At 64.1% G+C, this 933-nt stretch carries 1 protein-coding gene and 1 pseudogene; both read right to left on the bottom strand.

The features are described from left to right. A pseudogene (locus tag C1722_RS16360) lies at positions 1-189 on the bottom strand (DUF92 domain-containing protein); the annotation flags it as partial. A gap of 5 nt (positions 190-194) precedes the next feature. Next, positions 195-933: phytoene/squalene synthase family protein (locus C1722_RS16355; RefSeq protein ID WP_102380461.1), on the bottom strand; the 739-nt coding region annotated here is incomplete at its 5' end.

Below are 933 nucleotides of genomic sequence, written 5' to 3'. Positions count from 1 at the left end.
CCAGAGCGGCGAATCGAAGAACAGCATCGCGATGATCCACCAGCCGCCAAGCGCTATGTGCACGACTTTGCGCGTTCCCTCGGACGATACGCCCCTGCGCGACAGAAGCTCCGAGGCACCGAGCACAAGCCCGATGAAGAGAACCGACACCACGATGCCCGCGATGTTTCCCGCAATGCTTCCCGCCATGCCGATCACCGCACTTCCGCGAACACGAGCGGGCGCTCCGCGCGAAGAAGCGCCTCCGCCTCGACAATGAGCTTTCTCGCCTGGTCCTGACTCACGACACTGCGCGAGGTAAGGCACCGGTAGCCTCCCTCGCGCACCTGATCGAGGATGCCGCGGTACAGAAACAGCGACGAGATCGTTGCGAACCGGCTGTCCTCGTCGAGCAGCGCCGCATCGAACTGCATGGGCAGGTAGAGCACCTCGGCGCGTTCGGCGAGCGACTCCCACAGGTCCACGAACGATTCGTCGACAAGGCGCCGCTTGAGATCCCTTCGCGAGTAGTGCGCCGCACGCATCGATTCGACCGGCAGGTACACGCGCCCGTTGTCCAAATCCTCCCCCACATCCCGCAGGATGTTCGTAATCTGCATGGCGATGCCCAGATCGATCCCGCTCTGCTTCAGCTCCTCGGGCACGCTTGCGCGGGCATGCAGGATCGGCAGCAGCATGAGGCCCACCGAGCCGGCAACGTAATAGGCGTACTCCTCGAGATCGGCAAGCGTTTTCGGCTGCTCGAACGCAAGATCGCGCCGCTGTCCCTCGATCATGTCGAAGAAAGGCCGCTCGTCGATCGAGAAGCTCTCGAGCACAACCCCCATCGCCCGCCAGAGCGGCTGATCGGGAACGCGCCCCGCGAAGAAGTCGGCGAGATCGCCCTCGAGCCGGTCGAGCGCCTCGGCGCTCTTGTCCCGATCGACCGAATCG

The sequence above is a fragment of the Raoultibacter timonensis genome, from assembly GCF_900240215.1.
In the GTDB taxonomy this organism is placed as follows: domain Bacteria; phylum Actinomycetota; class Coriobacteriia; order Coriobacteriales; family Eggerthellaceae; genus Raoultibacter; species Raoultibacter timonensis.
Note: the sequence above shows the minus strand (reverse complement) of the source record. Positions and strands in the feature narration are given on the sequence as shown.